A 26,110-nucleotide genomic window follows, 5' to 3' on the forward strand; every position below is an offset into this window, starting at 1 on the left:
TTCCGATCGGTCCGGGAATTTTAGAGTTATGGCAGTTCTTTTGGATTTAGATAATACGGTTTTCGATTCTATTGGGATCTATGAGTTTACGATCCGTGAAATGGAAAAAAAAGCAAAGACCTTGGGCTTCTCTTCTTCCAAAGAATTCAAAAAGGTGTACGATATAGTTCGGGCAGAAGTGAAAAAAGAACTCCCCAATAACCCAGTCAATCGACTACGTATTCTTTATTTTAAGAAGATGTCGGAGCTTATTTTTGGAAAGTTGGATCCCGCTTTTGTTTTGAAACTGGACTCTACTTATTTCGGGTTTTTTCTACAAGGGATCAAAGATTGGAAAAAAAAGAATGCTACCGAGTTCAAAAAGATCTTATCTCTGCTGAAGGCTCTCCAAGAAGTTCAGAATTTGGTCGTTATCACAAATGAATCTCTCAGAACTCAATTGCTGAAATTGTCCGTCCTTTTTCCAAAAGACATCCAATACAAATTAGTAACCTCAGAAGAAAGTGGAGCGGAAAAACCTTCTGCTTTGATCTTTGATAAGGCTTTAACGGATGCAGATCCTAAAAAATCATATATCATAGGAGATTCTTTGAAAGACGATATAGGTGGAGGGCTTGCTTTCGGGTTAGAAGCTTTTTATTTAAAAAGTCCAATCTCTTCTGCTAAAACCAAATCAGTGTTGGAAAAGAAAAGTTTAGAAGGAAAAGAATATTGGGAATCTCCAGATCTATCTTCAGCCTTAAACTATATATTAAGTCTAGAAAAAGGAATCGTACTATAAAATTTTAGTTTAAAATTTATTAAATTGAATTATCCGTTCCAGCCATTCTTAAACAAAGAAAATAGAGAATCTATACTTGCTTTTGGATTTGCGAATTTCAAAGATCTATGAAGTGAATCCAAACAGAAATGCGCGATCGCTTCTGCTTCTATCTTACTGATTTTTTTCTTTGCTTCTTTTTGGATCGTAGAAGCCAAGGTTTGTTCATGTCTCATCCACATTGACTTTGCATAATTGTTCAATTCCGGTGTCGAATCGATCAGATGATTAAACTCTTTAAAATTTTTTAATTCCTCTGGCCCAAGTGTGGCGTGCTCGATAGTAAACTCTCTAAGCGAATCCAGGATGGACATCCCAGGCTTTCTAGAAATCACTGCGTCGATCAGTTCTTTTTCCTGTTCTTTGTCTTCATCGAATACTAACGCTTCCTTGGATGAAAAGTAATTAAATAAAGTCGGCACGGATACTTGGGCTTTTTCAGCAATCTCTGCCATCGTAACATTGTGGTAACCTTTTTCGATGAAAAGTCGAGTTGCTAGGTTAGAGATAGATTTACGCATTCTATCTTTTTTGAGTTCTCTTAAGCCCATATATGGCATTATTCCCCGACCCGAGAACTAGGTAAATAGGATTAATTTTTTATCTAGATAAATATTTAAATTAATAAAATATTTAATTGATTTAAATATTTTTATCGTCTATATTCCTACGTATGAAAGGAAATTTAGAAAACAAACAAGTAGCCATTATTGGTGGTGGTCCAGGCGGTTTAACTCTTGCTCGGCTTTTACAGCTCAAGGGTGTAGACGTAAAAGTTTATGAAAGGGATATTAATAGAGATGTCCGAGTGCAAGGCGCAACCCTAGATTTACATTTTGAATCAGGTTTAAAGGTAATGGAAGCTGCTGATTTGATGGATGCTTTTAAAGCGAATTACAGACCTGGTGCGGACAAGGGCCGAGTTCTAGATGAACATGCAAAAATACTCTATGACGAGCATGATAAAGAATCTACTGAAGATTTCGACGATGAAAGATTCAGACCTGAAATTGACAGAGGACCTTTAAGGGATATGTTATTAAATTCTCTGCAACCTGATACTGTTGTATGGGACAGTCAGTTTAAATCTATGGTACAGATTGGCAATATCTGGAAACTTGAATTCAAGAATGGTAATACAGCTACTGCGGACATTGTAATCGGAGCAGATGGTGCAAATTCTAAGATCAGACCTTTTATCACTTCTACCAAACCTTTCTATTCTGGTGTAACAATCGTACAAGGAAATGTACCAGATTCTGAAACAGCAGCGCCTGGGATTCATAAATTACTGAAGGGCGGAAAACTTTACGCTTATGATGGTGAAAAATTTTTACATGTATCATCCAAAGGAGATGGAAGTTTAGATTTTTATGTTAGTTGTAAGAAGGAAGAAAACTGGATTCAGAATAGCGGAATAAATTTTTCGGATAAGACACAAGTTCTCGCATGGTTTAAAGAGGAATTCTCTAAATGGGATTCTGTTTGGCTTGAGTTGGCTGAAAACGTAAATTTGCCTCTTTTACTTCGCCCTCAATATTGTATGCCTTTAGATCAGACTTGGAGTACTTTACCTAATCTTACCATCTTGGGTGATGCAGCACATCCTATGCCTCCATCTGGTGAAGGTGTAAACTTAGCAATGCTAGATTCTTTGGAATTAAGCGAATGCCTTACAAATGAAAATTTTAAAGATATACAAACTGCGATTGCTTCTTACGAAAAACAAATGCAAATAAGATCTGCAAAAGAAGCACAAGAGTCCTTAGAAATGACGGAATGGATGCATTCTGAAAGAGCTACAGAAAGATTATTGCAGATGTTGGCCTAATCTCTCTGTAAAACTATTACTTCTTTCTGAGCAAAGCAAACAAGGTCAGATTTAGGTTCACTTGTTTGAATGTTAGATACCAAAGCATTAAGGTTCCATAATAGAATGCCTTTTTCAGGAAGACTCCTAATTTTGCTTTAGGACCGGAAACTCCGGATACGGAAGCAATCGGTTTTAAGATAGAAAATTCTACTGAAGAGAATCCACATTGCTCCGCTAGAAGCCCTAAGGTTTTTTCCGTATAATCGTTAATATGATCTTTTGCTTCTAGGTAATGTCCACCTTCTTGCATACCTTTCAATGCAACTTTCAAATTTGCCTTGAATAGCTGGACAGGGAAATTAGGAGTTTGAACGAATAAAAATCCGCCAGGTTTCAGCAGTCCAAATAGATATTGGATAAGGCTATGTGGTTTAGGGATATGTTCGATCACATCCCACAGAGTAATGATATCAAAACTTTCTTTCGGAAGTCCACTGTCCTGAACGATTCCTGGAAATACTTGTTTGAGTCCGTTCTTCTCTCTCGCGAATTTAACCGCTTTTTCGGAGATCTCATAACCTACTGCTTCCCAACCTGGTCTTATAGTCCCGATTGTTTTAACGAAGAAGCCAAGTCCGCAACCAACGTCCAAAATTTTTCCCTTAGGAGCCGAGAGAAATTTGCCTATGAAGTCTTTATAGATGTCTCTATGAGCCACATCCCACCAGTCTAAATCATAACCGGTTTCGTCATCCCAGTATCCTTCGTAATGTTCGTCTTGTTCGTAAGTGGAGAACGCATGGCTGCAATTCAGACAACGTACGATTGGGATTCCGTTTTCGACGAATAAGGTTTTGTTTTTCTGGCTTCCGCAGAGATAGCAGGTCTGGTTCAAAGAGAAGTGTCCGAAGAGTTGATAGTTTACTCTTGAGTTTCAGTCTCTAAATTCCAGTAAAAAACGGAACTTATTTGAGCCTTTTTGGATTTTCCAAGGAAGCGCCGATTGGAAGCATGGAAACAACCTCTCAGGTATTATTAGGAGATTCATTTGGCTAAAGTACATTTTACCAAGATGGAAGGGATCGGTAACGATTACGTATATGTGGATGCAACCAAGGACGATTTACGTCTGAGTCCGGAGCAGATCCAAAAACTTTCCGACCGTAATTTCGGGATCGGAGGTGATGGTGTGATCTTTATCCGTGCATCCAATAAAGGCGATTTCCAAATGGATATGTACAATGCGGATGGTTCCTCTTCCGAAATGTGCGGGAACGGAATTCGCTGCGTAGGAAAGTACGTATTCGATCACGGGCTTACGAACAAAAAACAACCTAAGATAGAAACCGGGGCCGGAATTTTAGAGCTAGACCTTAAAGTAAATGGAAGCGGTAAAGTGGAACAGGTTTCCGTAGATATGGGAAAACCGATCTTAGTTCCTTCTTTAATCCCGGTTAAATGGGAGAATGAAAATCCAATTTTAGAACAGCCTCTTTCTTTCTTAAGTGGATTGCCAGGCTATTCTTCTTATAATTTAAAATTCAGCGCTGTAAGTATGGGAAATCCTCACTGCATTATTTATGTAGAAGATCCGGATAAATTCCCAGTCAGAGAGATCGGGCCTCTCATCGAAAATCATACTGAATTATTTCCTCGTAGAGTGAATGTGGAATTCGTTTCCTTAAGAGGAAAAGATCATCTCTACCAAAGAACATGGGAAAGAGGTGCAGGAGAAACATTGGCCTGCGGAACAGGCGCTTGTGCAGTGATGACTGCTTCTCACCTAAATGGTAAAACAGGAAAAGATGTTCGTATCGATCTAAGAGGCGGAACTTTAAGAGTACAGTTGCTTGAATCGGGTCACGTGCTGATGACAGGACCTGCTACAGAAGTATTCAGTGGAGTCGTGGAAGTTTAAGCTTCCGCGTACTGACCTTCTTGCAAAGCGATCATTCTGTTTCTAACTACATCGGAGAGTTGTTTCATATTCTCCTCTAATGTGCCTGAAAGAAATTCTCTATGATCTACTTTTTCTCCGTAGATCACTTTTACCTTTTTATAGATCGCACGTTTTTTGATATCACAGACTTCTTTAGGCATTCCCATAAAGCTACGAACGATAGGTGGGATCGGGATATCAGAATAAGATTCTTCGACAGGTATGATTACAGAAGGAAGAATATCCACTTTATTGCGAATGGAGAATGCTGCGAATCCTGAATGAAAATCTACCATTCCGGATTTAAAATCGTTTTTGACCATATAATCATGGCCTTCCGGGAAAATTCCTAGGGTCTCACCTTTTTTGAAAACCTGTTGGATCATCTTAATGGAACCGATAGAAATATTTCCGTCGATAGACATAGGGATCCCGCCTGCAATCTTTGCAAGATCTCTGAAGATAGGAATTCTAAAAGTGTATTCTGCAGCGATCCAAGAAATGAATCGAGGAAAAGTGTAAGAAAGAATAAATGGATCCATATCGGATCTATGATTGCAGGTAAGAATTACTTTACCGCTAGTTACAATGTTTTCGGTTCCGTACGCGGTAATATCCACAGCCAAACCTATGAAGGGGGCCACGAAATTTTTGATCCGAAGATATGTTTTTGCTTCTTTCTCCACGGTCAACCTACCTCAACGACTATTCTCCTAAGAAAACGCTCCACCATTTTTTATCCTGCCCAGCAGGCTTATTAGAGTTTGGATCTCCATCAGAGGACTTTACCTCTTGTCTGGGCCTTCCGAAATCTTTTTGTTTTCGTTTCGGTTGAACATTAGTGAGATTTTTTTTAATCTCCTCATATTCCTTCGAAGCGTTGGCATTAGAGCGAATATAATTACGTATATCGTCCCATTGAGGATCGTCTTCATTGCCATAAGCGGCATAGTTGAACAGATCGATTTGATCGAATTCAGGCATACTTTTCCTTTCCGTTAAGGGGAAGTTCGAATAGGATATGATCGGAATCGCTTAAAAGCAAAATCCTTTCAAACCATTCGCATGTTTGCCTGGGAAAATACTATGGCAACAGTTTTCGTAAATTTCAAACCGGATTTTCTGATTTCGTTTTTAAAAAATCTAGCGAATGTCACTGAATTTAGGACTTCGAATTTCCGAAGGTATAAGTTATGGAGAGAGAGAATCTCCCCCCTTTAAACAGACATAATCATACAGAATCGGAAGATATAAAAGAAACCGGTACGGCGAAAAATTTAGGCAGGATCATTCCATTTCCTTCCCCGCCAGGAAGAAATTTGAAAAAGATCCGGGAATTGTACGAGGATATTTTCGATCAGAAACCTTGATTAATATCGTTTCTGATTTTAGAAAAGAGATCTGAGAAAATTCAGATATTGAGTTTTGCCTTCGCTGTTCTCCGCTGGAGCCCAAGCGGCAAACTCTTTGTCGGTGGTCGGATCGTACGGTCCTGATTTTCCTTCGAAGCAGATACAGGTTTCTGTAAGGCAGACCAATGTATGATACACTCCTGGAAGAATATCTATCCCATAGATCGGTCCGTCCGAGCTCAGGATATGTTTATCTCTGACTGTACCATCTTCTTCGAATAAGATGAAGCCTAGTTCTCCTTTTAACACTAAAAAGGTCTCGGGCTTAGGCGGATTTTTGTGACGATGAGCTTGGACGTAAGTGTCCTTAGTAAGAACGTTCAGAAATCTCTGATACGGTTCTAGTAATTCATGGAAATTGTGATTGGTTCTTCCTCTAGCAGAAGAGGAAGCAAGCGGAAGGAGTTTATCGAATAACTCCTGATCGATGAGTAATTTATCCGGCCGAGACAAGTTGTAGATGCTGCTCGCAATACGCGACTAGGTAATCAGTGCAGGCTGTGCAAGTATCCGCAGCTCCGCAAGCTTTTACCACATCACGATAGTCTTGTCCTTGTTGTTTAGCAGTCTCTACGATTTTTTCAAACGTGATTTGAGCACAATGGCACTTTTCCATTCAGGTTCCGATCTCTCTTTATATAACTATCGTTTTTGAGACTCAGTATTAAAGTCAAGTTTTCTGAGCAAAAGTTCAGAATATTTTCTAGATTGTATGGGACATAATGTCAGAGTTTATGGGGTAAAGAAGAAGTTGGTGCGCCCAGAAGGATTCAAACCTCCGACCTTCTGATCCGTAGTCAGACGCTCTATTCAGCTGAGCTATGGGCGCGGGTGATTTTAAAAGAATTTCTTTTCCAAAAGCTCTAAATGCTCTTGGGGAAGTTTCGGGACCAGTTTTTTTCCCTTGGTGTAATTGTATAGCAGTAAACCGGATAGGCCAAGATAGATAATCACTCCTGCTAAATGAGCAAGATTAGCTAACCAAGCTCCTGCAAAAGGAATAAAGGAGAAGAACCAAGACAATACTAAGAATGTTATAAAGTAGAGAACATTCAAAAAGGAAAGTTTGGAATGTCTGTAAACTTCTGCTTCGTTTGAATAGAAAGAAAATCCGATAAGCCAATTTCCGAATAAAGGAAGAGTTACCACATAGATACGAAATCTTTCGGTGTTTATAAAAGTTTTGGCTTGGTTCCAGTAAGGAGAGAGAAAAGCGAAGGCCTTAGCCTTGAGTTCCTCTAATTTTGCTGAGTATTTTTCGAACTTCATTCTCTATTTCCGGAAATAATGGTAATACAAACAGTTTGCCTTGATAAGCTTGCAAGGCTCCTAAAATTCCATAACCTAATAAAGCCAACCATGCGACATAGCTGATAAAGTCGGTTACTACAGGATTCGCATGAATCCATTTTAAAATGGTGCTTAGAATAGGGAACTCTCTTAAGAACCAAACTACCAAGTATAAAAATACAAATCCTAGATTTAACTTAATTGCTTGGAGTGCGTGAAACTTGCAAATTTCCTGTTTTTTTCTAAAAAACCAAGGAATGACCCATCCTAAAAAAGGAATATAAGAAATAGCAGCGAACAAATTGGGATATTCATCCCCTTCTAATAATCGCTTGGTCTCTTCCAGGAATTCCCGGGTGTTGAATCTCTGGTCAGACATCTTTTTAATTCTCGGGGTCAGCGTGAGAGTTTGGAACTTTCGGAGACGCAGGGATTCGAACCCTGGGTACAGGTTACCCCATACGACAGTTTAGCAAACTGCTCCTTTCAGCCACTCAGGCACATCTCCAGCAGTGTTCCAACGGAGAAGGTAGGATTCGAACCCACGGTGGGAGTTACCCACGACGGTTTTCAAGACCGCTGCCTTAAACCACTCGGCCACTTCTCCGGTTAAGGATTACTTTACTGACAAGATGGGGGACCCTGTCAAGGTGATTTACCTATGAGTACGGAAAAGAACCGTAGAGAAATTTCAGGATTGGTCGTGGAGAAGTGGGCGAATCTTGGTACTTGTATTTCTCATGCGGAAAATAAAACCGTTTTTGTAAAAGGTGCTGTTCCGGGAGAAACAGTTCGGATCAGAACTGATAAAGAAAATTCTAAACTGGTTTGGGGTACTGTCCAGTCTGTGGAAAATGTTTCTCCTCTTAGAATTGCTTCAGATTGTTCAGCATTTCCAGAATGTGGGGGCTGTTCTTATCGCCATATTCCGTATGAGGAAGAACTTCAGATCAAAAAATCCCTTTTGAATGATTCATTTTTATATGTTTCTAAATTCGATCCTTCTCAAATTCCTGAAATTGCAATTTTAAGCGGTCCTTCCGACTCTTATCGTAACACTGCTCAGATCAAAATCGAATTCAAAAAGGGAAAAACAAACGCAGGATTCTATAAGGAGAATTCCAACTCCTTGGTTTTATTTCCTAAAGAAGGTTGTAAACATCTTCCTTCTGAGATGAACGAGTATGTTCGAAAGAATTTAGGAAATAAGAAAACGTTTTCTAGAAAAGGAGATTGGAGACTTCGTTATTCTTCCGGAGAAATTTTAGAATATGATAAAAAAGAAGTAAAGATAGGCCCTTATCTTCCTGAAAAAATAGAATGGTCAATTCCTGCAGAAGGTTTTACCCAAGTGAATCGTTTTCTCTTGGAAGAATGGATGCTCAAGATCCGATCTTGGATCCCGAAAGATTGTGGTCCTGTATTAGAATTTTATTCAGGGGCAGGACTGATCAGCTTGGCGATCGGTCATTTAGTGAGTCGTCTTTCCGGTTATGAGTTGTCTGACTCTTCTGTAGATGCTGCTAAGAAAAATGCGAAGAAGATAGGATATTCTCACTTAGAATTCCATACAATGGATCTGAATTCTTCTCTTTCGAAAAAAATGGATTTTTTCGATGCAAAGCTGTGCATTTTGAATCCACCGAGGGCTGGAGCTTCTTCTTCCTTATTAGATTTTTTAGATGGATTTAAGGCTTCTCGCGTTATTTATTCTAGTTGTAATCATAGCACCTTGGCAAGAGATCTTGGGATCTTAAAAAATTCAGGGTATAAGCTAAAGGAAATCATTCTTACTGATTTTTTTCCAAGAACCAAACATTTCGAGGTTTTGGTTCTATTAGATCTTTGATTTTTTACTTTTAGAATTCCGATCTGAAATCTGAAAATGGTCATATGGAGCCAGGACTCCGGAGAAAATAAATGCCTATCATAGACGAATACGAACTTCCTTCTAAAAAGTCAGATCCTGGTTCTAAATTCGGCGAAGTTCTACAAGGCATTTGGTTAGAAGATGAAATCTGTTTTGCGATCGCAGGCGGCGGATGTAAGGCATTTTACGGTTTGGGTTTCGGCCATGAATTAAAAACCTGGGGATTAAAACTCAGACAAGTATCCGGAGTTTCCGCGGGTGCTGCAATGGTTCTTTCTTTAATTTGCGGAACAGAAGAAGAATCAGTTTCCTTCTTTGAAAGAATTGTGCGTAAGAACCCTCGCAATTTTTATTTCACTCGTTTATTTAATGGAGAGAAGGCATTTCCTCATGAGGATATGTATCGTAGAACAATCCGATTCGGAATGGACTTCGAAAAGATCATTCGCTCCGGCGCAAAAGTTTTTATTCATACAATCAAGGCGTTTCCTAAAGATGATTCTAATAAGAACACATTTAGACTAGCAAGACTGATTGCAGAAACAGGAAAGGCGTTTTTAGAAGATGAAAGAGATCGTAATAAAGGGCTTTATACGGAAAGAACGTTTCGTGTTTTAAGAAATTGGAATATGAAAGAGGTTCTTTTTACGGAAGCGGACTTTAGGGATCCAAGTGTGATCGAACAGATTATTATGAATTCTTCTTCTATTCCTCCTATTGTTTCTTTTCAGAATCATGGAAAAGAATATTATTTGGATGGAGGACTTACTAATAATTTACTTTTGGAAGCATTTCCTCCTAATGCAAAAATTATTGGGATACATTACGAATCAACTACCATAGTTGGAAAAGATCCTCATTTATTAGATCGTTGTTTTTTAGTAACTCCTTCTAAAACTTTGCCTATCACTTCTTTCGATTACACAAATGCAAAAGGTGTGAGAGAAGCGTACGAGATGGGAAAATCAGACGCATTAAAGAAGAAGGATCAGATCCTCGAGTATCTTAAAAAAGATTGGGTGAAAAAAGCGGAAAAGTTGCGTAAAAATTAAGGTTGTACTGTGGATAAAATTCAAAACCCGATCATATCGGTATCTAATGTAACTAAAAAATTCAAAGATGTAACCGCCGTTAGCGATCTCTCTCTTGAAATTAAAAAGGGAGAGTTCGTAGGTTTGCTTGGGCCGAACGGAGCCGGTAAAACTACTCTGATCGAAATATTGGAGGGTATTCAATTTCCTGATTCAGGAAAGATCCAAATTTTAGGCACTAGCTGGAAAGAGAGCGAAACATTTTTAAGAAGTAATATTGGCCTAGCTTTGCAAGAAACCAGATTTATGGATAGAGCCACAGTTTGGGAAACTTTGAAATTATTCGGAAGTTTTTATAAGGCTCCTGAATCTAGACTTCATGAAATCTTAGAACTCACCAGACTTACTGAAAAGAATAAATCCTTCGTGAATAGTTTATCCGGAGGCCAAAGACAAAGATTGGCATTGGGTGTTTCTATTATGAACAAACCCGAAATTTTGTTTTTGGATGAGCCAACTACAGGTTTGGATCCTGGAGCCAGAAGAGATATTTGGAAAATTTTGGAAGATCTAAGGGCATACGGAACCACTATGATTCTCACCACTCATTATATGGAAGAAGCGGAAGTTCTTTGTGAAAGAATTATAGTGATGGATAAGGGAAGGATTTTGGACCAAGGAACCTTACCTGATCTTTTAGGAAAATTAGGTGGTGGAGAAATTGTACGTTTCTCTTTGGAAAATGGAACTGATCCAAGTGGTTATCTTCCTGAAAAAGGAAAATTCAAATTCAGTTGGAATTCCGACACGAAAGAAGGAAGGATTAATGTGGAGAGGATTACGGACTATCTTCCTTCTATGCTAGATTCTTTTTCTAAAGCAGGTGTAGTTTTAAAAGAACTGGAATGTCATAAAAAAACTTTGGACGACTTATTCCTTTCCATGACTGGAAGAGGGTTGGAAGAATGAAACAAATCTATCATTTAGTCACGATTCAATTAAAAGAATTTTATAGAGAACCCGGGATACTTTTTTGGGCATTCATATTTCCGATTGCGATTGCCGGTGTATTAGGGCTTGCATTCACTACTAAGGGAGTTCCTCAAACCAGAGTTGCAATTATTTCTTCTTCGCATGATGCGAGTGGGCTTTCTTCAAAGATAGAAAAAGCATTTTCTAATTCTTCTGGTGGCAATTCCGACGGATTAGGTGTGATTATTCCTCAGGTTGTTACGGAAGAAGAAGCGATCAAAGCTCTCAAAAGAGGAGAGATCAATCTTTTAGTAAAAGAAGATGAAAAAGGAAATTTAGAATTTTCTTTTGATCCGAGCAATGCAAATGCACAGAGAGATTACCTTCTTCTTTCCAATGCTCTTTTGAGCATGCAGGGAAAAGAACAAGGCAGTTCCAGCATCCGAAGATTGGATTCAAAGGGAACTAGATATATAGATTACTTGGTTCCTGGAATGCTTGCCATGGGAGTGATGAACTCTTGCCTCTGGGGAGTTGGCTGGAATCTAATTGAGATGAGGATGAAAAAACTTTTGAGAAGAATGTCCGCTACTCCAATGAACAAGTTGGCGTTCGTAATGTCTTTCTTCTTCACTCGGATTTTCGTTACGACTGTAGAATCGATCATCTTCTTAACGTTTACATTTTCTGTTTTTGAAAATGCATTTTTCGGTTCTATTCCTGCAGCAGTTCTGATTTTTCTAACCGGAAATTTCGTATTTGCATGTATAGGGATCTTTGTGGGTTCCAGAGCACAAAGCGCACAAGTAGGGAACGGACTCGTGAACGCATTCACTTTCCCTATGATGGTTTTATCCGGGATCTTCTTCAGTTATAAAAACTTTCCTGATATAGTACTTCCTTTTATAAAACATCTACCTTTGACTTTGGTGGCTGATTCGTTGAGGGCAGTATTTATAGAAGGAGCCGGGCTCCCAGAAATAATCTACCCTTGCGTGTTTATGGTCGGGATCGGATTTTTCTTCTTGGGTGTTGGGCTTCGTATATTTCGCTGGTCTTAATATATCTATCTGTTAGGAGACCGGATGAATTCAGAATGGAAACAATGGGTTTATGAAAAGACCGCAAAACCTTTCTTCTTAAGCATTCATCCGGAATCTGCTCACTACTTAGCGCAAAATCTACTTGGGCTTTCTAAAAAACTTCCATTTGTGTTTCCGGTCTTGGAATCGCTCATGACTTATTCCAGCGAACGTTTGAAAACAAAGGTCGCAGGAATTGAGTTCGCGAATCCAGTCGGATTAGGTGCCGGTTTTGATAAAACTGGAGAATTGTATCCATTTCTTTCTCGATTAGGTTTTGGTTCGATTGAGGTCGGAACAATCACTGGTCAAAGCCAAGCTGGGAATCCGAAGCCGAGAATATTTAGATATGTGGAAGATGAAGCCTTAATCAATCGAATGGGATTTAATAATCCGGGCGCAGATGTTGCAGAAGTAACGCTACGAAAACAGAAAAAGAACTGTATTAGAGGTATTAACGTAGGTAAAACAAAAATTGTCTCTGAAGAAGATGCGGTAGATGATTATGTATATTCTCTAAAAAAACTTACCCCCTATGCAGACTATGCAGTGATCAATATATCTTCTCCCAATACTCCAGGTCTTAGAAATTTCCAAAAGAAAGAAAACTTTACCAAGCTGATGGATGGTATTAAAAGTGGTTTAGGCGGAAAATTTCCGATTCCTACTTTTGTAAAATTCGCTCCTGACATGGAAAAAGAAGAATTGAAAGGTTTATTGGAGCTCCTACCGGATTCAAAATTATCCGGTGTTATTCTTACAAACACTACTATAGATAAATCAGTCTTATCCAGATATCCAAACGTAGAAAAAGAAGGCGGAGTATCCGGAAAACCTCTTCGCCAAAGATCCACTGAATTTGTTAGATATGCTTACTCCATTTTAAAAGGAAATCTCCCTATCATAGGAGTTGGCGGCATTAATTCAAGAGAGGCCGCATTAGAAAAAATTTTAGCAGGCGCGGACCTGGTGCAATTATATACAGGCTATGTATATAACGGACCTTTCTTACCTGTGAGAATATTAGAATATCTAGATGGAGTTCTTAAAAAGACGGGAGCGAGATCGATCTCTGAATTGGTGGGAAAGAATAAGATCTGAAGATCTTATTCGTCCTTACATTTTCCTCTTTCATCCCATTCCGCTTTCCACACGGCGGAGTTTTGTTCCTTCACCAAACGAATTACTATATCGGAACAAACCGTTTTAGAACCGTTTTCAGAAACTTCGAAATCTCCTTCGTATCTAAACCAAAATTGTTCTTTGGTTGGAGTTAGATTTTGTCCGAATTCAGGCTCTGTTAAACGAATTGAATCGACCGATTTAGATTTTCCTTTTTCTTCTAAAATCGCTTCTTCTACTATTTGGTAGACTTCGTCTTTAGATGGAGGTTCTTTTCCAGGCTCGGTTACAACAACGGACCTTGCCATTCCGATATCGGAGAAGATCCAACCTTTTTCTCTTACGAATTGGTAGATCACTCCAACGGGAGTTTTGGTTGTTTGACCTTCTTTTTTACGGGTAGTAACGAAGAAGGAAAATTTATATCTTAAATCTGCAGGTGCATTCTCTTCCGGAGCTTCTTTCTCGATCAGCTTTGGTTTTCCTGCTGCCTGTACGGAAAGTATTCTGTCTCCTGGGAATTTTTTAGACCACTGATTTTGTAATTCTTTTTTAGCCTTTTCTTCATCAGGAGTTCCTGCAATTTGTGAAGAAAGGTTTGTGGCAAAGGATATTAATAGGACAATCCCGATAATATACATCCTTAACATAGCTCATGAGTTTTATCGTCAGGAAAGATCCTTGTCAATGAAATTCCAGATTTAAAGATTTATCGCGGAGGAGAGAGTTTTGAAAGAGATCCATCTTATAAGACATTCTAAATCCGATTGGAGTGATACCAATTTAAAGGATAAGGAACGTCCTTTATCTAAGAGAGGTCGTAAAAACGCCCGATTTTTAGGGAAATATGTGGAGAAGGTTTCCTTTGTTGCGGATGTCGCCCTCATTTCGCCATCGATCAGAACTTCAGAAACTTGGAAAATATTACAAGGTTTTCAGAATATTACAAAGGACACTAAGATTATAAGTGAGATATATGAGGCGGAGTATTCTGACTTACTTAGGATCTTAAGAGGCCTAGCTTCTAAAATTAATAATGTAGTTTTGATAGGTCATAATCCTGGAATGGAAGACTTGGCAAATTATTTATTATTAGGAAATAATACAGACTCTCTTTTCGAAAAATTTCCCACTTCTTCTTTTATAAGTTTAGTAACGGATCAACAAGATTGGGCGGATCTGGGAAGACAAAGTTGTAGGCTTAAAAGGTTCTGGATCCCATGAAGAATGATGCTTTAAATTATAATAATATACCTTTTCAGGCCTTATTCAGTGAAGAAATGATTTTCTCTCGAGTAAAAGAATTAGGGTTACAAATCGCGAATGATTACCAAGGAAAAAATCCAGTCTTTGTATGTGTTCTTAGAGGTGGAATTTACTTCTTCTCCGATCTGACCAAAGCTGTACCTATCCTCGTTGAATTGGATTTTATCCAAGCTAGATCATATCTCGGAACGGAATCTACTGGAAATGTAGAATTGATCAAAGACTTGGATTCCGATATCGAAGGAAGAGATGTTTTAATTGTGGAAGATATCGTAGATACAGGCCGCACTCTGAAATTTCTGATCTCTCATATTCTTTCTAAAAAACCCAAGTCTTTGGAAGTAGCTTCTTTATTATTTAAAGAAGGTGGGGAAGAAGATGTAGGATATCCAATCAAATACATTGGCTGGAATATAGGGAAAGAATTCGTAATCGGATACGGGCTGGATTATGACGGCAAATTCAGAAATTTACCCGGAGTATTCCTTTATTCAGAAGAATGAGGAGTATCTTCCGGTTTATTGATCAAAGTTTTTAGTCCGGCAATTGAAGTCTCCAGATCTTGTATCTTAGTCAAAAACTTCTGCCCATCTACAAAACTTTTACCCTCATTTTTCCCAAGCTCGGAATATATTTCCGCGCTCAGATCATGATAAGCCTTTTGCAGACTTATAAAAGAAGATTCTAAATGTCCTGGGGAAAGTGCCTTTTTCTTTATCCTGTACTTGCGAAATAAAGAAAATCCGAACTTAAACACCGCCAGAATATACGCTGGAAGAAGAAGGATGAGTGCCGTTTTTGTGACTGCAAAAATTTCCCAAGATTCGGAAATCGTATGGCTTAAAAAGGATCTAAGCCCTGAGATAAAAAGCACAGAGATAGTATAGTTCGTTCTTGGGGTAGAAGGAGATAAGGTATTGATAACGTATAATAAAGGCAGGGAAAGTAATAAAACCAAAACCAAATCGATAGGAAAGAGATTTGAAATCAAATCCAGAAAATGAACGATGGCCTTATAGGTTTTCACCAAGTCGTCCACGGATTGGTTTAGCCTGTCAAAGTCAGCCTTTAGATTGGAGAAAAACTGGGTGATCTGGTTCATTAATTCGTTCCCTAAAATTCCAGGATGGGAAAAGAGAACAGCCCTGTCTCAAAAGCTGCAAGAACTTTCCTTAACTAAAAAACTCTTCCTGGTATATTCCGTTTTTGCGTTATATTTTTTATTTTATCACGAGGCTCACCTCCCGTTATTCTGGATGGTCGGTTTGGCTTTAATCGGCTATCTCGTATCCAGTATTCTTTTTTGGGGGATCGTATTCGCATTCCGAAAATTAGAAACTAAGATCGTTTTGCCTGCGATCTTTGCAGAGGTTGGTATCGAAAGGCCGACCATCAAACTAGTTCCTTGGGTCGAAGTTGCTTTTTTTGCTTTTTCAGTCCTCGCGTGTTGGCTCACCGGATTTTTCGAGAATAGATCAGGAATTCTTTTTCTTTTGGTATATGCAATCGGAGTTTTAAGTGCCAGGCTCATAGATAACAAAACATATTATAAAATTGGATTATTAGGATTAGTTATCCTCGCCTCCGGACTTATCAGTTTTAAAAGTTTGCAGAAGGCGGAGATATTCGTGGCTTATTCCATGTTCAAACCAGATTTTGAACAAAAGGATCTGTCTCGTTGGAATTACAACGAAGAGAATAGAACCTTAAGTAACGAAGATTTGAAACTTAGTATTCATCTTCCCGAAGAGTTTTATTTCCATAATCCACAGAATTTGGGTATGGAGGATAAAACTGGAATTGGACAAATAGCTGGGATTATTTCTTCCAGTGATTCGGATCCGAATCGTTATCCTTCGATCAAAATCTTTTTTGTTCCATTCAGATTCGATAACGAATCTGAATTACTCTCTGAATTCAAAAAGTTTTTGGATCTCCAAGTGCAAAGAGGAGATATCCAGGAATTGAATGAATTAGAAAGAGAAGTTTTCGAAGACAGGTATTTCGGAACCTTTTGGACATTCTACGATGTTCTCAGACCGAGATATGCGAAAACGGGAATGTTCTTCTTGGCGAAACACAAACAACCTTACAGCTTAGTCTTTATCATTGATGAAAGTCTGATCAAGGGAAGAAGACACGAAGAATCCGTGGAAAAAATCCTGACCAGTGTAAAGATAGAAGAGTAAGATCCTTAATTAACAGTTACGTAATCTAAATGATTCGCGATATGCATTGCATGAGCGAGTTCGTATTCTTGTTTCGTTAATTTTCCGTAAGCGAAGTGAGGAGCGAATTCTCCAGTATAGTTCGAGAATGCGGAGATCGCTTTTTTCAACTCAAGAACGCTATCCGAAATTGAAACTCCCGATTGTAAAACATCCGCACCAGGTATAGGTGCATTTAAGTCGTGAGACATTTTTCCTTTTCTTGAAAAATTCCAGAATGCAATCTTGCCTAATGTGTTTTGAAAAACTTCGGATTTGTTTTCAGGATAACCTTTAATAGAATAATAAATACTTTGAGCGCAGTGAAGAAGTATCTGGCTCGGACTCCATTCTCCGTAAGGAATAATTGTTTTAGAAAGAAGGATTTTTTCTAACTCAGTATTCACTTCTGAAAAATTAGAAAATTGAAGTCCTCTTTCTTTTATGCCCGCAGGTGTATTGGAACAAGACTCTAACAAAGTTGTAGAACTTGTTAGAATTCCTACAGCAGCGACTTTTTGAATAAATTCTTTTCTGGAAAAATTAGGATCCGACATGGAGCACTCCGCAGTTCTTTATTTCTGTATTCCTATAACTAATGTAAAGGATAGAAAGAGTCAAGGATTTGATTATTCTTGGGGAAGGTTTCCAATATACTTTGCTCTAGGTCGGATCAAGTTTCCGGAATCATATTGCTCCATTGCATGAGCTAACCAACCTGCTGTTCTACCGATCGCAAAAATCCCAATACCGGCGCCTTTAGGTAATTTGAGCGATTTAGAAACAAGTGCAAGCCCTGCATCTATGGTCGCATAATCTTCTAGGAGTTCTTCAATCTGCTTTAAGAATTGTAGATATAGTTGTACATCCGGATCTTCCTGAAAAAATCTCTCCACCATATGGATTAGTTTTCTTCCACGGGGATCCCCTTTTTTATAAAGAGGATGACCGAAACCAGGTATATTTTCACCGTTCCTTAATTTTTCTTCTAACAGTTGTTTATCTTTCTTTTTGTTTCCGCTTGCTTGGGAAAGAAGAAGGATCGCTTTCTCAGTGAGCAATCCATGTTTTGGGCCGGACAAAGCCGCAAGTCCCGCGAGCACAACTTGATAAAGAGAAGCTTCACTGGAAGCAACACATCTTGCAGTAAAAGAAGATACGTTCAGCTCATGATCAGCAGAGAGAATTAATGCTGCTTCTAAAAGTTTAAGTTTAGATAAGAAGTTCGTATTTTCTTTTCTTATAGAAGGATTCCAACTGCTTAAAAGAGTTTCGGCAATTTTTCCCGACGATCTAGTTTTGCCGGAAGAAAATAAAGTAAGATATCTTAAGATAGAAGAAGAAGTTTTTCTGAAAGTTTTAGGATCTTTACGAAATGCTTTTGCATTTTCGTATTCTAAAAAAGGAAGTAGAATCCTAGAAATATCTAAGATGGGGCGGCCTTCTAATAATTTTAGGATTTTATTACATTCTTCAGATAATATTGGCCAATCGGATTCAAATGGGTTTGTATCTTCTGCTTCCCAAAGTAAGCAGGCAATATCTTCGAAACTTCTGTTTTCAGAAAGTTCTAAAACGTCTTTCCCTCTATAAAAGAGGGAGTTTTCTCCAAGCAAAGTGATGGAAGATTCTAAAACAGGTTGTCCTAAGGATAAAGCGGCTTTTGCAGTCTTGCCAGGTTGACTTCTTTCTTCCCTTCTGAGTAATAATTGTTCTATATCTTCTCTTCTGTATCTTTTACTTCTGTCTTTATTACCTCCGGATTCGGAATGTAATAAACCGCGACTAACGTATGCGTATATGGTTTGGACTTCTACCCCTAAAGCCGACGCTGCCTCGTCCGCATTCAAGAACGGTTTTTTTGAAGAAAAAGCCATATATTGACAATATAATCAACATTGACTATACTCTGTCAACCCGCTAAACTCGAATGGAAACAAAGGAGAAATATCATGTTAATCTCTGAACAGGAAAAAGAGAAAATATACAGCCCGGGTTTAGAAGGGATCCCCGCGGCGAGAACCAAACTTTCCCAAGTGGATGGAAAGGGCGGAAGGCTGATCATTGCAGGTTATCCTGTGGAAGAATTCGCGGGTAAGGCAGTCTTCGAAGAGACCATCTTCACACTTTGGAATGATAGAAGACCAAAACCGACTGAAACAAGTTTGTTCTCTGAAGAACTTAGATCTTCCAGAAGATTTTCTAAAGTGATACGAACTATCATAGAGGAAGCAGTATATGCAAATCTTTCTTTGATAGATATACTTAGGATTGGATCTGCTGCGCTTTCTTTAGGTTCTGAAAAAGAAGATCCTAGAAAAGATGCGATGGCAGTTCTTTCTACATTTCCTTTGATAGTTGCTTGGGCGTATCGTTTGTTGAAAGGTCAGACTCCCGTGCTCCCTAGACAGGACTTGGATATTGCAGCCAACTTTTTGTATATGCTAAATGGTATCGATCCTGATCCAAGAAGTGTACGTGCATTGAATACATATCTGAATACAGTTTGTGATCATGGATTGAATGCTTCTACATTCGCGGCAAGGGTAATTATCTCTACTCAGTCTGATATGATCTCTGCCGTTACCGGAGGACTTGGAGCATTAAAGGGACCCTTACATGGAGGAGCACCAGGGCCTGCATTAGATACCGTATTCGAAATAGGAGTTAAAGACAATGCGGAGAAGGTCTTAAGAGAAAAATTAAAACATAATGAAAGACTAATGGGCTTTGGACATAGGATCTATAAAGTTAGAGACCCTCGCGCGGATGTACTTGCTAAGGCAGCAAAAATTCTATACGACACCGATGAGAAAAGAGAGTTCTATGATCTTGCGATGTTCGTGGAAAAAACAGCTTTAGAATTGCTGAAAGAATATAAACCGGATAGAGTTCTACAAACCAATGTAGAGTTTTATACTGCGTTACTTCTTCATGGATTAGGATTTCCGACAGAGATTTTTACTCCAGTATTTGCAATGGGAAGAGCGGCCGGTTGGACAGCTCATTGTTTTGAGCAAATGCAAGAGAGGATCGTCCGTCCGGATGCGATCTATACCGGAGAGGACGGAAAACTTTGGAATTGAAAAGACCTATTATCGGGAGAGATATCATCCTCTCTCCCGATTCGATAGATCATTTTTTGGAGGTTTTCTTTCTGGCTTCTATGAGATCTGTTTGAACAACAGAAAGTGGATCTATCATTGTTCCTAAAACCCTAAGTCCCAAATGTAAATGGGGACCTGTTGACATACCGGTGGATCCGATTTTTCCGATCAAATTACCCTTCTTCACTTTATCCCCAGGCTTTACTAAAATTTCTGATTGGTGCATGTATAAAGAATAAACTTCCAAACCATGATCAATCACAGTGAAATTGCCTTCATAATACATAGATCTTGCTAAGATCACAGTGCCGTCATTGATCGCATAGATTGGATCCCCGACGCCACCTTTAAAATCGGAACCACCATGCGGCCGACCTTTCTCTTTGTTGTAGATCCTACGTTTGTAAAAGGGACTGTTTAATATCGGATGATGAACGGGATACTCGAAATCCGTTTCAACCTGAAGATCGGACTTAGATTGAAATGCCTTTGCTTTCGCTTCAGAACATTCTTTAATGAACGCTTTTGTTTCTTCCGAAAGTTCGTCAGTCGTATATTGTTTATCCATCGTAAGATGAGAAACTTTAGAAGTTGCAAAGTAAGTTTTTTGGATAGGGATCTCGTACTTCTTGGAATCGTTTTTAGTAAAAAGATGTTTTTCAGTTAATTCTAAAACCCCATATGGTTTTGAAAATTCTGGAGAGATAGGAAGAAAGGTAAGAATATAACCTTCTCTTAAATTAAATGGGATCTCTTGTCCTTCCCAACTGATTGTAAAATTACTTAACTTATCTAAAATTTTAGGCAGAGGTTTTATTTTTAAAAAAAGAAGTTCCCCTTGTGCAAACTTTCTTCCTGCAAGCGAGAATGAAAACAGTTCTTCTTGTTTTTCTACTATCTCACCTTTTAACCTTTTAGACGTTTTTTGTTCTGAGACAATTGTCTTGGGCTTTTTCTCTTCCTTTTTCTTTTCAGATTTAGAATTTAAGGCAACCTGGTTTAGTTTTGGAAGGACTGAAGCTTTTTTAGGTTCTTCTTTTTTCTTTTGATTAGTGTCCTTTGCAAAATTCAAAGAACTAGAAAGAAGAAATAAAGAAACGAGAAGAAAGATATTTTTTGAAGATCTACGCATTGGAAAAACTGTCCGGCTAGCGGACATTCTCATAATCGGATAAGACGTATATTGGTACAGAAATATTTTTCCAAATTTGGCAAGAATCTATTCTTCCAACAAAAAGGACGCCAGTTCCGGATTCAATATCTCCGGGATCTCGTGATGGATCCAATGAGTTCCTTTAGAAAAGAAACGAACTGAAGCATCTGAGAATAGTTCCAGAGTTTCTTCTGCCATTTCTTTCGCTAAAAACCTGTCTTTTTCTCCCCAGAAAATCCGAGTAGGGATTTTGATCTTTCTGGTCCGTATCAATTTAGGAGGATTTTTGACTGCTGCGCGATACCAATGGAGCATTGACTTTATACATCCTGGAATTGCCCATACTTCCTTATAAAGAGAGATTTCTTCCGGAGAGAATGCTCCTTTCATAGATGTTTTAGTTAAGGACCTTTCTAATTTTCTGAAATTTAATCTGGAAAGTAAGAATTCAGGCAGCCAAGGAATTCTAAAAAAAAGAATGTACATACTCTTCTTCCTTTGAGCCTTATCAGAAATAATTTTTCTTTTCATTATCGTTGGATGGGGAACATTCAAGATACATGCTTTTCTAAATCTTTCCGGAAACTTGGAAAGTGTCCAATACGCTACTGCTCCACCCCAATCATGAGCGATAATATCCGTTTTAGAAATTCCATACGTATCTAAAATTGAAATGATGTCTTCAGACAAAATATCCAATCCATAATCTGAAATGGATTTAGGTTTGGAACTTCTTGCATATCCTCTTTGATCAGGAGCGATTACTAAATATCCAAGTTCTGCAAAATAACCTATTTGGTTTTTCCAAGCATAAGAAAATTCAGGGAATCCATGTAATAACAATAATGGTTTCCCGTCTTTCGGACCCGACTCTAATAAGAAAAATTTTTGTCCGTTTGCATCTATGTACTTGGAACGTACTTCCGGGAAGCCGGAAGGAAACGTAAGGCCTTCAATTTTCTCTTTAAATTCTATTGGCATGATTGGGGCATATTCTATCCGTTCCATATGTTTGGGCAAGAAAGAATGAAGAAATTCTTTTAGAAGTAAACGTTCGTTTATTTTATTAAATCGATAAGTTTATATTTTTGGAATGTTATCTAGCATCGATTGGATCAAAGGTATTCTTCTAATTTTTTATAAACTTCTTCTGGCCAATCAGTCAGACTTAAACTAGAAAGAGATGCAAATCCATGTAAAAAGTCGGCCGAACATCTCCTTTCTTCTCCGCAAATCGCTTCAACATTGATTAGAATATTCTGACGTCTTAATCGTTTTACTCTTACTTTAAATTCTAACATCTCTCCTAGAATGGATGGTTTATAAAATCTCGCCACGATCTTCATTGCTGGAATGCCTTGTTTGCTTTCACTTACCATACGAGAAAACCCGAATCCAATTCCCTCTCTAAACCAATCTTCGATTGATTCTACGAACAAATTGAAATATTGAGGAGTAAATACGACTCCGCCAGGATCGCAGTGTTGCATTCTGATTATCTTTTGTACTTTGTATACTCTGCTTGTCATGTTATTGGAAACTTACTATTTTGGCCAACGTCGCAAATCTATAATTTTTCCAGAAAAAAGCTGTCTCCTCTTAAGACATTCAGATCTACCGGACCTTCTATCCCTTCTAACCTCGCTCTGCTATGATATTGCCATAAGATCCAATTTCTTTCGAATGAAGAAGAAGGTTGTCCGAATATATCCCTGATCCATACTGGGTATTCTAAAAAGTCGTCTTTCAAATATAAATCTATAAATTCATAAGTAAGATATAGTATAGGCTTCTTGTTATAATGATTTTCTAATGCGGAAAGAAAGTCTCTGATCTCTTTTTTCACATCTTGCAATGGAGGCCTTTCCTTACAATTTCCGATAAATTCCAGATCCGCTACGGGAGGTAATGCATTCTGATTTATCGGAACGTAGGAGATAAAATTAGCTGCCTGTTCCTTTCCGGAACGGCATAAGGTGAAAAAATGATAGGCTCCGACTCTGATCCCTAACTGATTTGCTTGTTCCCAATTTCGTAAGAAAGCTTTATCTTTCCAATCTCCACCTTCAGTAGCTTTAATATAGGCAAAACTGATTTTGTTTTCTGAGACCTTCTTCCAATCTATATTTCCTTGGTGGTTAGAAACATCAATCCCTCGGATCGGATATTTTGATTCGGATGGATATACAAACCATATAATTCCTTTGTCAAAAGCAAAGTACAGGACTAAGGGGAGAAGGAATAGTGGTAACAGTAGAGCTAAAAGTTTATAGGGAAGTTTCATTCGGACTTTTCGAATAAGAAATCTGTATTAACATAGAACTAGGTCATTCTTTTTCTAAATTCTTCTAAAACATCGTTTAAACATTATGTCCCTTCAATGCGTTTCCCAGTCTCGGCAAATCGCTTTCTTCTCTTTAGAAAATTCTTCTTAGTTCTAGTTCTCCGCTTCTAAGCCCCTGAATTTCCAAAAAAACCCCTCATAAAATTCTGGATTTCGCCGAAAGAAAGAACAGGGACCGGTCAATGATATTAAATAAAGAAGAATGGTTGGATCGGGTGTCTTCTCTTTTTGAGGAAGAAATCCGACTGTACTCCGAAATCCTGGAGTTAGAGAAAGAAAAGACTGAATCGATCACAAAAGCGGACGGAAGATCTTTGGAAACGATTTCTAAAAAGACCTACGAGTTGATCGTTCATGCAAGCGAACTGGAAAGAGTTCGTATGTCCGCTATTCATGATGTTTATACATCAGGTAATTTAGGAATTCCTAAAGAAGGCGAACTCACTCTTACTGATTTTTTAAATAAAATAGACCGTGAATCCGAGCACAAGTTGAAACAACTCGGAACAAGATTAAAGGATACGGTTCATAGGCTTAAAGATAAGATCAAAGCCAATGACAAATTGATCCGAACCAGACAGGAATTTTTGAAGGCCACCATTGACGCGATGCGAACAAACGCAAATAGCGGAGAAGTCGCAGTTTACGAGGATGAAAATCCAAGCACAGTTAGGAACAAGAAAAAACGTTCCTCGGTGCTAGTAAACGCTTCCGCGTAAGATTGGATAGGAGGGAAGAAGTATGGGATCCACATTCTCCGGATTAGAAATAGGTAAAAGAGGCCTTGCTGCTCACCAGCAAGCTTTACAAACTACTGGCCATAATATTTCAAACGCGGATAATAAACATTATTCTCGCCAAAGAGTTGTTTTACAAGCGACAGACCCTCTGTACGAACCTTCTTTGAATCGTGCTCATGTTCCTGGTCAGATCGGTCAAGGTGTTGAAATCGGTTCCATCGAACGTGTTAGAGATAATTTTATCGATGATAGAATTATAGAAACTTCTGGTGTGAAAGACTATTGGGCTGCAAAGAACGAATACCTCTACCAAGCAGAGAATATTTTCAACGAGCCTAACGGTACTACTCTTAGGACTTTAATGGATAAATTCTGGTCTTCATGGGAAGAACTCGCGAATTATCCTGAAGATAACGCACATCGTTCCGTAGTTTTGGAAAAAGCACAGGGCCTCGGAAGTAGAATTGAAGATGTATATCGTAAACTTTCTCAATTGAGAGATCAATCGAACCGTGAGATCGAAGCTCATGCGCTTCATTTGAATACGATCGGAGAAAATATCCGCACCTTAAACGAAAGAATCGCTAAGTCGGAAGCATTGGGTGATAGACCGAATGATCTTTATGACAAAAGAGACGCTCTTCTCCAAGAACTTTCCGGTTTAACCGATATCACAATTGGTAGAAGTGATGAGGACGAGCTGATGGTATTTATTGGCCAACAGATCCTTGTCCAAGGTGGCAAGCTCAATAAAGTCGATATATTAGGAAATCCTTCTAAGGATGGTTTATTAGATCTTTATTGGAAGGTCACTGGAGATCCAGTCCTTCTCCGAAAAGGAAGATTACAGGGTTTGATCGAAGTTAGAGATAAGATCCTGGGTGAAAAGATAGACCAAGTGGATGCTCTTGCGGTCAACGTTATGGACGTGATCAACGAGATCCATAAAGACGGTTTTGGCCTGAATGGAAATACAAATCAGAACTTCTTCGATATTCGTTCTTTAGCTTTGAATACTTTCGGTGAATATGATTCAGACGGCGATGGCCAGAATGATATCTCTGCGATCTTTAGAGTAACAGGTAAGAATACACTGGATCCGGACCGTCCTGTAGGGATCAGCGGAACCATGACATTCTTAAAACCGGATGAAAAAGAAACTCAGGTTTTAATTCCTTATTCTGCAAATGATACTTTGAACGGTATTATCAAACGTATCAACGCTTCTAAAGTTGGGGTTGTGGCTTATATGAATCACGATAACCAATTAGCTTTTAAAGCGACTGTTGCAGAGGATACTCCTAAGAAAAACTTCATTCTTAGACATATCGAGGATTCAGGAGAATTATTAGTCGGTCTGACCGGAATGTTAATGGCTTCCGGACCTTCTGGGGCTTATGATTATAAACGTTTGGGTGAAATTACTAAACTTCAATCTAAGCCGGAAGACATTACTTTAACTCCGCATTTTCATCCTTCTTCTCATTTTAAAGTAAATGAGCATATTGCGAATAACGTAGCAAATATCGCTGCAGCAAGAGGAAAGGACGTTGGTGGAACAGGAGATTATAATTCTCCTGGAGGCCATAAAGACGGAAGGAACGCTCTTTTAGTAGCTTCTTCCCTCAGAAATAATCCTGTGATGGTGGATTATTCCAAAACTACAGATGATTTTTATAATAGTCTGATCTCTAAACTTGCAACAGAAGCAAGAGAATCAAAACAGGAATTTGGAATCCAATCAGATCTTATGACCGAGCTCGAGAATATGAGACAATCGGTGATGGGTGTAAGTTTGGATGAGGAAATGGCCAATATGGTCCAGTTCCAGCACTCGTATAATGCGTCTGCGAAGATGATCAACACTATGAATGAAATCCTAGATACAATCATCAATCGTTTGGGCGCGTAATTCCGCCGGAATAGCAAGGAGGCGAAGCCA

At 38.6% G+C, this 26,110-nt stretch carries 30 protein-coding genes and 3 tRNA genes; 14 read left to right on the forward strand and 19 right to left on the reverse strand.

Annotated features, from left to right (window positions below):
• Positions 1 to 28 precede the first annotated feature (28 nt).
• A complete protein-coding gene (locus tag CH377_RS03435; protein WP_100722407.1) occupies positions 29 to 781 on the forward strand; it encodes an HAD family hydrolase in 753 nt (250 codons plus the stop codon).
• Between the two features lie 29 nt (positions 782 to 810).
• On the opposite strand, the gene CH377_RS03440 is transcribed toward CH377_RS03435, so the two are convergent.
• Positions 811 to 1,371, reverse strand: coding sequence for a TetR/AcrR family transcriptional regulator (locus CH377_RS03440; RefSeq protein ID WP_100722408.1), 561 nt, complete (start codon positions 1,369 to 1,371; stop codon positions 811 to 813).
• 122 nt (positions 1,372 to 1,493) lie between these two features.
• Between CH377_RS03440 and CH377_RS03445 the strand changes: the two genes are divergently transcribed.
• Positions 1,494 to 2,651: an FAD-dependent oxidoreductase gene (locus CH377_RS03445; RefSeq protein WP_100722409.1), complete on the forward strand. Its 1,158-nt coding sequence runs from the start codon at positions 1,494 to 1,496 to the stop codon at positions 2,649 to 2,651.
• Positions 2,652 to 2,667: 16 nt separating this feature from the next.
• Here CH377_RS03445 and CH377_RS03450 read toward each other — a convergent pair whose 3' ends face one another.
• Complete coding sequence (locus CH377_RS03450; protein WP_100722410.1) at positions 2,668 to 3,528, reverse strand: class I SAM-dependent methyltransferase; 861 nt, start codon at positions 3,526 to 3,528, stop codon at positions 2,668 to 2,670.
• Between the two features lie 153 nt (positions 3,529 to 3,681).
• Between CH377_RS03450 and dapF the strand changes: the two genes are divergently transcribed.
• Positions 3,682 to 4,551, forward strand: coding sequence for a diaminopimelate epimerase (dapF, locus tag CH377_RS03455; protein ID WP_100722411.1), 870 nt, complete (start codon positions 3,682 to 3,684; stop codon positions 4,549 to 4,551).
• On the opposite strand, the gene CH377_RS03460 is transcribed toward dapF, so the two are convergent.
• The 9 genes from CH377_RS03460 to CH377_RS03500 form a co-directional block, all read right to left on the reverse strand.
• Positions 4,548 to 5,258: a lysophospholipid acyltransferase family protein gene (locus CH377_RS03460; protein WP_100722807.1), complete on the reverse strand. Its 711-nt coding sequence runs from the start codon at positions 5,256 to 5,258 to the stop codon at positions 4,548 to 4,550. The two genes, dapF and CH377_RS03460, sit on opposite strands and share 4 nt — an antisense overlap.
• Before the next feature lie 19 nt (positions 5,259 to 5,277).
• Positions 5,278 to 5,556: a hypothetical protein gene (locus tag CH377_RS03465; protein ID WP_100722412.1), complete on the reverse strand. Its 279-nt coding sequence runs from the start codon at positions 5,554 to 5,556 to the stop codon at positions 5,278 to 5,280.
• Positions 5,557 to 5,960: 404 nt separating this feature from the next.
• The gene (locus CH377_RS03470) at positions 5,961 to 6,437 is read right to left on the reverse strand and encodes a WbuC family cupin fold metalloprotein (RefSeq protein WP_100722413.1); all 477 of its coding nucleotides are present in this window, start codon (positions 6,435 to 6,437) and stop codon (positions 5,961 to 5,963) included.
• Positions 6,421 to 6,600 (reverse strand): hypothetical protein, encoded by a 180-nt coding sequence (locus tag CH377_RS03475; RefSeq protein ID WP_100722414.1) that lies wholly within the window; start codon positions 6,598 to 6,600, stop codon positions 6,421 to 6,423. The genes CH377_RS03470 and CH377_RS03475 overlap by 17 nt, the downstream gene beginning before the upstream one ends.
• Positions 6,601 to 6,736: 136 nt before the next feature.
• Positions 6,737 to 6,813 (reverse strand) — tRNA-Arg (locus CH377_RS03480).
• A gap of 8 nt (positions 6,814 to 6,821) precedes the next feature.
• Positions 6,822 to 7,253 (reverse strand): hypothetical protein, encoded by a 432-nt coding sequence (locus tag CH377_RS03485; RefSeq protein ID WP_100722415.1) that lies wholly within the window; start codon positions 7,251 to 7,253, stop codon positions 6,822 to 6,824.
• The gene (locus CH377_RS03490; RefSeq protein WP_100708592.1) at positions 7,207 to 7,653 is read right to left on the reverse strand and encodes a magnetosome magnetite crystal formation protein family; all 447 of its coding nucleotides are present in this window, start codon (positions 7,651 to 7,653) and stop codon (positions 7,207 to 7,209) included. The genes CH377_RS03485 and CH377_RS03490 overlap by 47 nt, the downstream gene beginning before the upstream one ends.
• A 40-nt stretch (positions 7,654 to 7,693) precedes the next feature.
• Positions 7,694 to 7,782 (reverse strand) — tRNA-Ser (locus CH377_RS03495).
• A 13-nt stretch (positions 7,783 to 7,795) separates the two neighbouring features.
• Positions 7,796 to 7,881: transfer RNA gene (locus CH377_RS03500), tRNA-Ser, on the reverse strand.
• A 54-nt stretch (positions 7,882 to 7,935) separates the two neighbouring features.
• Between CH377_RS03500 and CH377_RS03505 the strand changes: the two genes are divergently transcribed.
• The 5 genes from CH377_RS03505 (at position 7,936) to CH377_RS03525 (ending at position 13,330) form a co-directional block, all read left to right on the forward strand.
• A complete protein-coding gene (locus CH377_RS03505) occupies positions 7,936 to 9,123 on the forward strand; it encodes a class I SAM-dependent RNA methyltransferase (protein WP_100722416.1) in 1,188 nt (395 codons plus the stop codon).
• A gap of 71 nt (positions 9,124 to 9,194) precedes the next feature.
• On the forward strand, positions 9,195 to 10,196 hold the full coding sequence (locus tag CH377_RS03510) for a patatin-like phospholipase family protein (RefSeq protein ID WP_100722417.1): 1,002 nt from the start codon (positions 9,195 to 9,197) through the stop codon (positions 10,194 to 10,196).
• A gap of 9 nt (positions 10,197 to 10,205) precedes the next feature.
• The gene (locus CH377_RS03515; RefSeq protein WP_100722418.1) at positions 10,206 to 11,144 is read left to right on the forward strand and encodes an ABC transporter ATP-binding protein; all 939 of its coding nucleotides are present in this window, start codon (positions 10,206 to 10,208) and stop codon (positions 11,142 to 11,144) included.
• The gene (locus CH377_RS03520; RefSeq protein WP_100722419.1) at positions 11,141 to 12,208 is read left to right on the forward strand and encodes an ABC transporter permease; all 1,068 of its coding nucleotides are present in this window, start codon (positions 11,141 to 11,143) and stop codon (positions 12,206 to 12,208) included. Before CH377_RS03515 ends, CH377_RS03520 begins: the two co-directional genes overlap by 4 nt.
• A gap of 24 nt (positions 12,209 to 12,232) precedes the next feature.
• Positions 12,233 to 13,330: a quinone-dependent dihydroorotate dehydrogenase gene (locus CH377_RS03525; RefSeq protein ID WP_100722420.1), complete on the forward strand. Its 1,098-nt coding sequence runs from the start codon at positions 12,233 to 12,235 to the stop codon at positions 13,328 to 13,330.
• 5 nt (positions 13,331 to 13,335) lie between these two features.
• Here the strand turns inward: CH377_RS03525 and CH377_RS03530 are convergent, their stop codons facing one another.
• Entirely contained in the window at positions 13,336 to 13,992 is a 657-nt protein-coding gene (locus CH377_RS03530; protein WP_100722808.1) for a hypothetical protein, read from the reverse strand.
• A gap of 88 nt (positions 13,993 to 14,080) precedes the next feature.
• Between CH377_RS03530 and CH377_RS03535 the strand changes: the two genes are divergently transcribed.
• Together CH377_RS03535 and hpt are read left to right on the forward strand one after the other, a co-directional pair.
• Positions 14,081 to 14,575 (forward strand): SixA phosphatase family protein, encoded by a 495-nt coding sequence (locus tag CH377_RS03535; RefSeq protein WP_100722421.1) that lies wholly within the window; start codon positions 14,081 to 14,083, stop codon positions 14,573 to 14,575.
• Positions 14,572 to 15,120, forward strand: a complete 549-nt coding sequence (gene hpt, locus CH377_RS03540; protein ID WP_100722422.1) for a hypoxanthine phosphoribosyltransferase — start codon at positions 14,572 to 14,574, stop codon at positions 15,118 to 15,120. The genes CH377_RS03535 and hpt overlap by 4 nt, the downstream gene beginning before the upstream one ends.
• On the opposite strand, the gene CH377_RS03545 is transcribed toward hpt, so the two are convergent.
• Entirely contained in the window at positions 15,105 to 15,719 is a 615-nt protein-coding gene (locus CH377_RS03545) for a hypothetical protein (protein ID WP_100722423.1), read from the reverse strand. The genes hpt and CH377_RS03545 overlap by 16 nt on opposite strands.
• On the opposite strand from CH377_RS03545, the gene CH377_RS03550 reads away from it, so the two are divergent.
• On the forward strand, positions 15,706 to 16,806 hold the full coding sequence (locus CH377_RS03550) for a hypothetical protein (RefSeq protein WP_100722424.1): 1,101 nt from the start codon (positions 15,706 to 15,708) through the stop codon (positions 16,804 to 16,806). The genes CH377_RS03545 and CH377_RS03550 overlap by 14 nt on opposite strands.
• Before the next feature lie 5 nt (positions 16,807 to 16,811).
• Here CH377_RS03550 and CH377_RS03555 read toward each other — a convergent pair whose 3' ends face one another.
• Together CH377_RS03555 and CH377_RS03560 are read right to left on the reverse strand one after the other, a co-directional pair.
• Positions 16,812 to 17,381 carry a DUF1569 domain-containing protein gene (locus tag CH377_RS03555; RefSeq protein WP_100722425.1) on the reverse strand — a complete coding sequence of 190 codons (570 nt, stop codon included), beginning with the start codon at positions 17,379 to 17,381 and terminating at the stop codon, positions 16,812 to 16,814.
• Between the two features lie 72 nt (positions 17,382 to 17,453).
• Positions 17,454 to 18,701, reverse strand: a complete 1,248-nt coding sequence (locus CH377_RS03560; protein ID WP_100722426.1) for a citrate synthase family protein — start codon at positions 18,699 to 18,701, stop codon at positions 17,454 to 17,456.
• 75 nt (positions 18,702 to 18,776) lie between these two features.
• On the opposite strand from CH377_RS03560, the gene CH377_RS03565 reads away from it, so the two are divergent.
• Entirely contained in the window at positions 18,777 to 19,910 is a 1,134-nt protein-coding gene (locus CH377_RS03565; protein WP_100722427.1) for a citrate synthase/methylcitrate synthase, read from the forward strand.
• 49 nt (positions 19,911 to 19,959) lie between these two features.
• On the opposite strand, the gene CH377_RS03570 is transcribed toward CH377_RS03565, so the two are convergent.
• The 4 genes from CH377_RS03570 to CH377_RS03585 all read right to left on the reverse strand — a co-directional run bounded on the left by CH377_RS03570 (position 19,960) and on the right by CH377_RS03585 (position 23,368).
• On the reverse strand, positions 19,960 to 21,063 hold the full coding sequence (locus CH377_RS03570; RefSeq protein ID WP_100722428.1) for a M23 family metallopeptidase: 1,104 nt from the start codon (positions 21,061 to 21,063) through the stop codon (positions 19,960 to 19,962).
• Between the two features lie 87 nt (positions 21,064 to 21,150).
• Positions 21,151 to 22,065: an alpha/beta fold hydrolase gene (locus CH377_RS03575; RefSeq protein WP_100722429.1), complete on the reverse strand. Its 915-nt coding sequence runs from the start codon at positions 22,063 to 22,065 to the stop codon at positions 21,151 to 21,153.
• Positions 22,066 to 22,199: 134 nt separating this feature from the next.
• Positions 22,200 to 22,574, reverse strand: coding sequence for an acyl-CoA thioesterase (locus CH377_RS03580; RefSeq protein ID WP_243401946.1), 375 nt, complete (start codon positions 22,572 to 22,574; stop codon positions 22,200 to 22,202).
• Positions 22,575 to 22,651: 77 nt separating this feature from the next.
• On the reverse strand, positions 22,652 to 23,368 hold the full coding sequence (locus tag CH377_RS03585; RefSeq protein ID WP_100722431.1) for a glycoside hydrolase family 25 protein: 717 nt from the start codon (positions 23,366 to 23,368) through the stop codon (positions 22,652 to 22,654).
• 242 nt (positions 23,369 to 23,610) lie between these two features.
• Here CH377_RS03585 and CH377_RS03590 point away from each other — a divergent pair, with 242 nt between their 5' ends.
• A complete protein-coding gene (locus tag CH377_RS03590; protein WP_162494895.1) occupies positions 23,611 to 24,147 on the forward strand; it encodes a flagellar protein FlgN in 537 nt (178 codons plus the stop codon).
• Positions 24,148 to 24,169: 22 nt separating this feature from the next.
• Positions 24,170 to 26,080, forward strand: coding sequence for a flagellar hook-associated protein FlgK (gene flgK / locus CH377_RS03595; protein ID WP_100722432.1), 1,911 nt, complete (start codon positions 24,170 to 24,172; stop codon positions 26,078 to 26,080).
• Positions 26,081 to 26,110: the final 30 nt, after the last annotated feature.

The sequence above is a fragment of the Leptospira haakeii genome (assembly GCF_002812045.1).
GTDB lineage: Bacteria > Spirochaetota > Leptospiria > Leptospirales > Leptospiraceae > Leptospira_B > Leptospira_B haakeii.

Coding starts and splice junctions, on each gene's coding strand:
- CH377_RS03435 (WP_100722407.1), top strand. CDS start 29: ATGGCAGTTCTTTTGGATTTAGATAATACGGTTTTCGATTCTATTGGG.
- CH377_RS03440 (WP_100722408.1), bottom strand. CDS start 1,371: ATGGGCTTAAGAGAACTCAAAAAAGATAGAATGCGTAAATCTATCTCT.
- CH377_RS03445 (WP_100722409.1), top strand. CDS start 1,494: ATGAAAGGAAATTTAGAAAACAAACAAGTAGCCATTATTGGTGGTGGT.
- CH377_RS03465 (WP_100722412.1), bottom strand. CDS start 5,556: ATGCCTGAATTCGATCAAATCGATCTGTTCAACTATGCCGCTTATGGC.
- CH377_RS03475 (WP_100722414.1), bottom strand. CDS start 6,600: ATGGAAAAGTGCCATTGTGCTCAAATCACGTTTGAAAAAATCGTAGAG.
- CH377_RS03485 (WP_100722415.1), bottom strand. CDS start 7,253: ATGAAGTTCGAAAAATACTCAGCAAAATTAGAGGAACTCAAGGCTAAG.
- CH377_RS03490 (WP_100708592.1), bottom strand. CDS start 7,653: ATGTCTGACCAGAGATTCAACACCCGGGAATTCCTGGAAGAGACCAAG.
- CH377_RS03505 (WP_100722416.1), top strand. CDS start 7,936: ATGAGTACGGAAAAGAACCGTAGAGAAATTTCAGGATTGGTCGTGGAG.
- CH377_RS03510 (WP_100722417.1), top strand. CDS start 9,195: ATGCCTATCATAGACGAATACGAACTTCCTTCTAAAAAGTCAGATCCT.
- CH377_RS03520 (WP_100722419.1), top strand. CDS start 11,141: ATGAAACAAATCTATCATTTAGTCACGATTCAATTAAAAGAATTTTAT.
- CH377_RS03525 (WP_100722420.1), top strand. CDS start 12,233: ATGAATTCAGAATGGAAACAATGGGTTTATGAAAAGACCGCAAAACCT.
- CH377_RS03530 (WP_100722808.1), bottom strand. CDS start 13,992: ATGTATATTATCGGGATTGTCCTATTAATATCCTTTGCCACAAACCTT.
- hpt (WP_100722422.1), top strand. CDS start 14,572: ATGAAGAATGATGCTTTAAATTATAATAATATACCTTTTCAGGCCTTA.
- CH377_RS03545 (WP_100722423.1), bottom strand. CDS start 15,719: ATGAACCAGATCACCCAGTTTTTCTCCAATCTAAAGGCTGACTTTGAC.
- CH377_RS03555 (WP_100722425.1), bottom strand. CDS start 17,381: ATGTCGGATCCTAATTTTTCCAGAAAAGAATTTATTCAAAAAGTCGCT.
- CH377_RS03560 (WP_100722426.1), bottom strand. CDS start 18,701: ATGGCTTTTTCTTCAAAAAAACCGTTCTTGAATGCGGACGAGGCAGCG.
- CH377_RS03565 (WP_100722427.1), top strand. CDS start 18,777: ATGTTAATCTCTGAACAGGAAAAAGAGAAAATATACAGCCCGGGTTTA.
- CH377_RS03570 (WP_100722428.1), bottom strand. CDS start 21,063: ATGCGTAGATCTTCAAAAAATATCTTTCTTCTCGTTTCTTTATTTCTT.
- CH377_RS03575 (WP_100722429.1), bottom strand. CDS start 22,065: ATGCCAATAGAATTTAAAGAGAAAATTGAAGGCCTTACGTTTCCTTCC.
- CH377_RS03580 (WP_243401946.1), bottom strand. CDS start 22,574: ATGCAACACTGCGATCCTGGCGGAGTCGTATTTACTCCTCAATATTTC.
- CH377_RS03585 (WP_100722431.1), bottom strand. CDS start 23,368: ATGAAACTTCCCTATAAACTTTTAGCTCTACTGTTACCACTATTCCTT.
- CH377_RS03590 (WP_162494895.1), top strand. CDS start 23,611: ATGATATTAAATAAAGAAGAATGGTTGGATCGGGTGTCTTCTCTTTTT.
- flgK (WP_100722432.1), top strand. CDS start 24,170: ATGGGATCCACATTCTCCGGATTAGAAATAGGTAAAAGAGGCCTTGCT.